Source organism: Stenotrophomonas sp. 3diitr2024, from assembly GCF_042136455.1.
In the GTDB taxonomy this organism is placed as follows: Bacteria; Pseudomonadota; Gammaproteobacteria; order Xanthomonadales; family Xanthomonadaceae; genus Stenotrophomonas; species Stenotrophomonas sepilia.
Map to the genome: position 1 here is coordinate 1 of NZ_JBHHMJ010000832.1, position 7270 is coordinate 7270.

6 protein-coding genes are annotated in these 7270 nt (G+C 65.7%); 2 read left to right on the plus strand and 4 right to left on the minus strand.

Annotation, left to right across the window (positions count from 1 at the left end):
* Nucleotides 1-92 precede the first annotated feature (92 nt).
* Entirely contained in the window at nt 93-2219 is a 2127-nt protein-coding gene (locus ABGA94_RS22175) for a methyl-accepting chemotaxis protein (RefSeq protein WP_375368109.1), read from the minus strand.
* 233 nt (nt 2220-2452) lie between these two features.
* On the opposite strand from ABGA94_RS22175, the gene ABGA94_RS22180 reads away from it, so the two are divergent.
* Nucleotides 2453-3415, plus strand: a complete 963-nt coding sequence (locus tag ABGA94_RS22180; RefSeq protein ID WP_111128963.1) for a L,D-transpeptidase — start codon at nt 2453-2455, stop codon at nt 3413-3415.
* A gap of 4 nt (nt 3416-3419) precedes the next feature.
* Nucleotides 3420-4067 carry a M23 family metallopeptidase gene (locus ABGA94_RS22185; RefSeq protein WP_111128961.1) on the plus strand — a complete coding sequence of 216 codons (648 nt, stop codon included), beginning with the start codon at nt 3420-3422 and terminating at the stop codon, nt 4065-4067.
* A 4-nt stretch (nt 4068-4071) separates the two neighbouring features.
* Here the strand turns inward: ABGA94_RS22185 and ABGA94_RS22190 are convergent, their stop codons facing one another.
* The 3 genes from ABGA94_RS22190 to ABGA94_RS22200 form a co-directional block, all read right to left on the minus strand.
* On the minus strand, nt 4072-4497 hold the full coding sequence (locus tag ABGA94_RS22190; protein WP_180886269.1) for a DUF4259 domain-containing protein: 426 nt from the start codon (nt 4495-4497) through the stop codon (nt 4072-4074).
* Between the two features lie 445 nt (nt 4498-4942).
* Nucleotides 4943-5581, minus strand: a complete 639-nt coding sequence (locus ABGA94_RS22195; RefSeq protein WP_005418324.1) for a hypothetical protein — start codon at nt 5579-5581, stop codon at nt 4943-4945.
* Nucleotides 5582-5713: 132 nt separating this feature from the next.
* Nucleotides 5714-7006: an adenylosuccinate synthase gene (locus tag ABGA94_RS22200; RefSeq protein WP_005418326.1), complete on the minus strand. Its 1293-nt coding sequence runs from the start codon at nt 7004-7006 to the stop codon at nt 5714-5716.
* Between the last annotated feature and the right edge of the window lie 264 nt (nt 7007-7270).

The following is a 7270-nucleotide window of genomic DNA, read 5'->3' on the forward strand; positions in this document are numbered from 1 at the left end:
AGGGCGGCGGCGTCGGTCCGGTGGGGTGCGTCGACGCCCTGCATGCGGGACATCGCAGGCAGGGCGCCATCCAGTATCCAGTTACAGGTCGCTTACGCCGCCCGCGCCGGCATGACCGGCATGCGCGGCCCCTGCTCCAGCTGGAATACCGCCACTGACGTGGTCAGTGCATGCGCCTGTTCTTCCAGCGCGCGGCTCGCGGCAGTGGCTTCTTCCACAAGCGCGGCGTTCTGCTGGGTCACCTGGTCCATCTGCACCACCACCTGGTTGACCTGCTCGATGCCGGCGGCCTGCTCCTTGCTGGCCGCTGCGATGTCGCTCATCAGCTGGGTGGTGCGCGAACTGGCCTGCGCCACGCGTGCGATCGCGGCTTCCGATTCAACGGTCACCGCCAGGCCACTCTTCACCTTGGAAGCGGCGTCCTCGATCAGTTCCTTGATCTCCTTGGCGGCGACACCGGCACGCTGTGCGAGCGTGCGCACTTCGCTGGCGACCACGGCAAAGCCACGGCCCTGCTCGCCTGCACGCGCAGCTTCCACTGCGGCATTCAGCGCCAGGATGTTGGTTTGGAACGCGATGCCGTCGATCACCGTGGAGATTTCCGAGATGCGCGCCGAGGATTGATCGATTTCGCCCATCACCGATGCCATCTGTGCCATCGCCTGCTCGGTCTCGCGCACGGCGGCACCGGCGGCATGCGCTTCGCTGTCGGCCTGACGCGCCAGTTCGGCGTTCTGGCGTACGGTGGAGGTCAGCTCCTCCATCGACGCGGCCGCTTCTTCCAGATTCGCGGCCTGCTGCTCGGTGCGGCGCGACAGGTCGTTGTTGCCGGCGGCCAGTTCCTGGGCCGCGTTGTTGATGCTGTCGGCAGCCACCTGGATGCCGCGGACAATGCCGGTCAGCTGCACGGTGGTGGTGTTGGCATCGTCGCGCATGCGCGCAAACACGCCGTCGTACTCGCCCTCCATGCGTGCGGTCAGGTCGCCATGCGAGATCGCGCGCAGCACGTCGGAAACATCGGCGATGCTGGCCTGCGAACTGGCCATCATGCCGTTGAGGTGCTCGACCATCGTCTTGAACTGGTACTGGAACGCAGCGGCATCGCCACGCATGCTGAAATCGCCGGCGCGTGCGGCGCGGGCCAGTTCATCGATCTGCGCGTTGATCGCCATCAGGCTCTGCTTCACCGCCGCCAGGGTGCGGGTCAGCGTGCCCTTCTCGCCCGGGTAGTCCGGCAGGTCGCGGCTGAGGTCACCCATGGCGTAACGCTGCATCACCTCGGCCATCAGCAGTTCCACCTGCACGTGCGATTCGACCAGGCTGTTGGTGGCCTGCACCATGCGGCCGAAATCACCGGGGAACGCGCTGGCGTCCATGCGATAGCGGATTGCGCCGGCCTCGTGCTGCTCGGCCATCTGCAGCTGCGCGCCGATCGCCGCCTGCACACTCTGGCGCACGCTGGCCATCGCCTCGCCCAGCTGGGTCAGTTCGTCACGGCCGCCGAGGCGGAACTCCTGGTCCAGCTGGCCCTTGGACAGGCGCTCGGCCAGGTTCACCGCGCGCGCCAGCGGACCGGTCAGGCTGCGCCCGATCATCACCGAGGCACCGATGCCCACCAGCAGTGCGACGCCGCCCAGCACCAGCAGCTGCAGCAGGCTGCGCTCGCCCAGGCGGATCGCCTCGGCGGCAGCCTCACGGCTTTCCTTCTCCTCGAAGTCCACGCCATCGGACAGTGCCTTGTTCCAGCCGTTGGCCGCTTCCTGCACCGGGCCCAGGGTCAGTGCCACGGCACCCGGGTAGTCGCCCTGCTCCATCAGTTCGCTGGTCTGCTTGTTGAGCGGGCGCGCGATGGCACGCTTGGCCGCGATGGTTTCCGCGATGGCCTTGCCCTCCGCATCGCCTGGCAGCGCCTGGTAGGCGGCCCAGCTGGCCTCATAGCGCTTGACCAGATCGGCAATGCGCTTCTCATCGCTGCCGCGGTCTTCGCCCTGGCGGATCAGCATCTCGCGGCGCACCACCATCATCTGGTTGTTGGCGTCGAGCATCTGCGACAACAGGCGCACCTTGGCCACGCTGACGTCGACCACCTGCTGCATCGCGCGCTTCTGCACGACGCTGGCGGTGGCGCCGGTGGCCACTACGGCGGCAACCAGCAGCAGCAACAGGCCAAAGCCCAGCCCAAGACGCCAGGCAACCCTGACGTTCCTCAAGTAGTTCATGGGGGTATCCAAAACGGGGGGATGTGGCCTTATCGGCGGCACGGCAGGCAATCTTGATCGCCGCCCATCGACGGCGTCGGCCACCGTTCACCTTGGTGAGTCCCCGTCCCAGCGGCACCTGCCGGTGCCAGCCGGCCGCAATGACATGCCTGCTCATGCGGGCATCAGATCCCTTTCACGGCGGCTCGGCGCCCCCTGCGGGCAAGGTGGCGGCGTACCTGCTGGAGATCCCAATGCGCTCATCTGTGTCTCGATCCACCCTGCTCGCAATCTCGCTGCTGGCGTCGCCGACCTTCGCGCAGGCGCCGCCGCCCAACCTGCCCGCCCCCATTGCCGAGAAGGCTGGCCCGGACACCGCAGTGCGCTCCGCACTGCATGCCCAGGTGCTGCTGGATCGTGCGAACTTCTCTCCGGGCCAGATTGATGGTGAGGTAGGCAGCAACCAGCGGCGGGCGGTGTCAGGCTTCCAGACGGCACACGGCCTGACCGTAACGGGTGAGCTGGACGACGCCACCTGGAAGGCTCTGCAGGCCGATACGATCACGCCGCTGGCCAGCTACACGCTGACTGCTGAGGATGTCGCCGGCCCGTTCCAGCCGATACCGAAAGGACCCGCCGCCCAGGCCAAGCTGAAATCGCTGGGCTACAGCAGTGTGGAAGAAGCCCTGGGCGAGCGCTTCCACGCGTCCCCAGAGCTGATGAAGATGCTCAATCCCGGCGTGGATCTGACCAGGGCTGGCAGCCGCATCCAGGTCCCCAACATCGCCCCGGCCGCATTGCCGAAGGCCGCCAGGATCGTGGTCGACAAATCCGACTCCACGCTGCAGCTACTGGACGCGCAGGGCAAGCTGATCGCGCAGGTGCCGGTGTCATCCGGCAGCCAGCACGACCCGCTGCCGATCGGCGAATGGAAGATCCTGGGCGTTTACCGCGACCCGCCGTTCCACTACAACCCCAAGCTGTTCTGGGATGCCCGCAAGGGGGAAAAGAAAGCCACGCTGCCGCCCGGCCCGAACAATCCGGTCGGCCGGGTCTGGATCGATCTGTCCAAGCCGCATTACGGCTTGCATGGCACGCCTGAACCCGGCCACGTGGGCAAGACCGAGTCGCATGGCTGCGTACGCATGACCAACTGGGATGCACTGCGCGTGGCCGACGCAGTGGACACCTCGGTGCCTGTCGTGATGCAGGAGTGAGTCGATGCGTCTTTCGCAACTGATCGTGCTGGGTGTTCTGCTGGGATTGGGTGCAGGTTGGTGGCTGCACCGCGAAATGGATGAGCCGGTGACCGACGCGCTGCCGGAAGCGCCATCGACGGTGGCCGCCGCGCCGGTGACGGAACCGTTAGCGCCAGGCGCAACAGCCCCACCCGCCTCCACCGCGCCGCCGGCCGCGCAGGCTGCCGGTGCACCGTCCGGCCTGCTGCTGCCCGTGCAGGGCATCCTGGCCTCGCAGCTGCGCGATACCTTCACCGATGCACGCAGCGAGGGCCGCGTACACGATGCCATCGACATCATGGCCGATGCAGGTACGCCGGTACTGGCGGTGGCCGATGGCACGGTGGAAAAACTGTTCGACAGCGAGCGCGGTGGACTGACGATCTACCAGTTCGAGCCCAGCGGGCATTGGTGCTACTACTACGCGCACCTGCAGCGCTACGCCGATGGCCTGGCCGAGAAGCAGGTGATCAAGCGCGGCGAGGTGATCGGTTATGTAGGCAGCACCGGCAACGCCAGTGCCGACGCGCCGCATCTGCATTTTGAGGTACACGTGCTGGGGCCGGAGAGGCAGTGGTGGAAGGGGGAATCGATCAACCCCTACCCATTGCTGCGAGCAGCCGGACGCTGACGCGTCAGCCGATCACGCTGCATGCGGCGCGCAGGCCTTCCTGCAGCCTGTTCACTTCGGCCATCCATTCGTCCAACGAGTCGGATTCCTCTTTCAATTCCCGCAGTTCACAGTCCTCGGCCTGTACACGCTGGACAGCGAGTTGTGCAAGCAACAACATCGCTGACGATGGCACCTGATTGCATGCCTTGACCCAAGCGAGTAACGCTTCTTCCTCGGCAATGGCAGCCGTCGGCTGGCCCAACAGTGCCAGCACCACCTCTGCAGCCGCGACCGCCCTGCCCGCTTCAGGTGCCTCTAGGTAATCATCGGGGTTGATAGCCGCGCGCAGCGCTTCCTCCACTATCGAGAGATCCGTGCATTCCGTCAGATCGCAGGCCAGATCGCAGGCATCGTCATTATCAAATGAACCGTGTCCCCATGCGCCCATGTGATTGCTCCTAATTGGCAGGCAGATACCGTGCAGGACCCGCACGGTAGTCATCCATCATGTTGCTGGCGACGAGTCTCCGCCAGCGCAAGCTGCATGCAAGACGCCATGCGTGGCGGCAGCCATTGGCACGCGGCGATCCCCGGCAGACTCCCGCCTGTCGTCCCGTGTTGATTTAAGGTGAAAAGCGACAAGATCCTGTTCAGACCGATGAAGCGCCGTGGTCGCGTAGAGACTGGATTCTCCGCAACCAACAGTGCCGCGCGCACTGCAGCGACGCTCCACCCGCGCATGAAGACCAACGGCAGGTCGATGCGGCTGAATTGAACCGCCCTTTGACGTCAGCGCAGAAGGACCGGCGGGTTGTTACCCGGTATGGGCATGATCCTACCCCTCTCGGGCAAGTTTCCGGTGATCCATGAGTGCCACCACACTGGGTCTGGCACTACCTCGCGGGAGTGCGGCGCTGCCAGCGCCGCAAGGTGAACGTGAACACCGCCAAGGCTGCCCCCGGAATCAGCAGGAACAGCGCCGCCACCTTCCAGAAGAAGAACGGCCACAGCCAGACGTAGTCCAGGTCGGTCAGCTTCAGTAGATTCAAGGGTGGCTGCAGCTCGATGTCTGCCGCGCGCCCCTCGAGCGCAGGGTCCACCTCCAGCACGGTTACCCGCAGCCATGAACGGCCACGTGGCAATGCATCGCCGCGGCCATAACCAAAGTAGGACGCCATGAGGCCGCTGGATTCAACCGATGCCAGTCTGCGGTTGATGCCCTGCCCGGCCACTCCCGAACGCTCTTCTGCGCGGAAGTCTCCATGATCGGTGGGAGTATCGATGCGCAGCAGCACTTCAGGGTCAGCCTCAGTACCGTCCGCGGCATACCGCAGTCGCAGCCGCAGTGGGTCATCGATGAGGCGGTAGACCGTCACCTCAGCCGTCGCGCCCGGGCTCAGCAGCAGCGGCAGGGTCTGGGTGCGCGAGGCCAGATGATTGGCGATGGCGCCCAGCGCCAGCACCACGCAGGCGACGCCCCACAGGCTCCACAACACCCACAGGGTGATCCGCACCACGGTCTCGCCTTTCACACTGGCATCCTGGTCATCGCTTCGCTTCCTTGCCGGCACTGGACTGGCGACACAGTAACGAAAAAGCCCCGCATTCGCGGGGCTTCTTCCTTCTGCGACGCCAGGCAGGGCCCAGCGCTACCGGTCTCTCACTCAGGCGAACGGATCCTGCAGGACCATGGTGTGGTCGCGGTCCGGGCCGGTCGAAACGATGCTGATCGGGCAGCCGGCCAGTTCTTCCAGCGAACGCAGGTAGGCGCGTGCCGCCGGCGGCAGCTCGTCCCACTGGGTGATACCGTGGGTGTTCTCGCTCCAGCCCGGGAACTCCAGGTACACCGGGGTGCACTCTTCCCAGCCCTGCGCATCCAGCGGAGCATATTCGGTGCGCTTGCCGTTGTATTCGTAGGCGATGCAGACCTTCAGCTTTTCCATGCCATCGAGCACGTCCAGCTTGGTGATGCACAGGCCGCTGATGCCGTTGATGGCCACGGCGCGCTTCAGTGCGACGATGTCCATCCAGCCGCAACGACGCGGGCGGCCGGTCGAGGCACCGTACTCAGCGCCGCGGTCACGGATGCCCTGGCCGACTTCGTCGTCCAGTTCGGTCGGGAACGGGCCACCGCCGACGCGGGTGGCGTAGGCCTTGGCGATGCCCAGCACGTAGTCGATCGAATCGGCGCCAACGCCGGAACCGGCCAGCGCGCCACCGACGGTGGTGTTGGAGCTGGTGACGTACGGGTAGGTGCCGTGGTCGATGTCCAGCAGCGCGCCCTGCGCGCCTTCGAACAGCACGCGCTTACCCTGCTTGCGCAGGTCGTGCAGGATGCCGGCCACGTCGGACTTCATCGGCTGCACGTATTCGCCGAAGGCCAGCGCCTCGTCGAAGGTCTTCTGGAAGTCGACCGCATCGGTGTTCAGATACTTGGTCAGCACGAAGTTGTGGTAATCCAGCGCGGTGCGCAGCAGTTCTTCCAGCTGCTTCGGGTAATGCAGGTCGGCGATGCGGATGCCGCGACGCGCCACCTTGTCTTCGTAGGCCGGGCCGATGCCACGGCCGGTGGTGCCGATCGCCTTGCCACCGGCAGCGCGTTCGCGCGCCTGGTCCAGAGCGATGTGGTACGGCATGATCAGCGGCGCGGCCGGGGAGATCTTCAGGCGCGAACGTACTTCCACGCCGGAGGCTTCCAGCTCGGCGATTTCCTTCTGCAGCGCGGCCGGCGAGATCACCACGCCGTTGCCGATCAGGCACAGCGCGTCGTCACGCAGGATGCCCGACGGGATCAGGTGCAGGACGGTCTTCTTGCCGTTGATGACCAGGGTGTGGCCGGCATTGTGGCCACCCTGGAAGCGCACGACGGCGCCGATTTCCTCAGTGAGCAGATCGACGATCTTGCCCTTGCCTTCATCGCCCCACTGGGCACCCAACACTACGACAGACTGACCCATGACGGGCTCCTCGATTTGTTGCGGCCATCGGGGCCGCGGACGGGTAAACCGTGGCGGGGCTGGCCAGCACCTGGAGGGCGGCTCCAGACGGGGAGCGGCCGGCGATGGAAGGCCCAGACACGGAAAAAGCCGAACGGGGAGGCCCGTCCGGCTTTTGTGCATTATCCGGGTTTCCGGGGTCCGCTGCCACCTTTCCGACGGACGGCTTCACCGGCCGGTCAGGGGACCGAAATGGGGTCAGATCCCTTTCCTGCGGAAAGGGAT

Excerpts from the sequence above, each read along its gene's own strand:
- ABGA94_RS22175 (WP_375368109.1), bottom strand. The coding sequence starts at position 2,219 with ATGAACTACTTGAGGAACGTCAGGGTTGCCTGGCGTCTTGGGCTGGGC.
- ABGA94_RS22180 (WP_111128963.1), top strand. The coding sequence starts at position 2,453 with ATGCGCTCATCTGTGTCTCGATCCACCCTGCTCGCAATCTCGCTGCTG.
- ABGA94_RS22185 (WP_111128961.1), top strand. The coding sequence starts at position 3,420 with ATGCGTCTTTCGCAACTGATCGTGCTGGGTGTTCTGCTGGGATTGGGT.
- ABGA94_RS22190 (WP_180886269.1), bottom strand. The coding sequence starts at position 4,497 with ATGGGCGCATGGGGACACGGTTCATTTGATAATGACGATGCCTGCGAT.
- ABGA94_RS22200 (WP_005418326.1), bottom strand. The coding sequence starts at position 7,006 with ATGGGTCAGTCTGTCGTAGTGTTGGGTGCCCAGTGGGGCGATGAAGGC.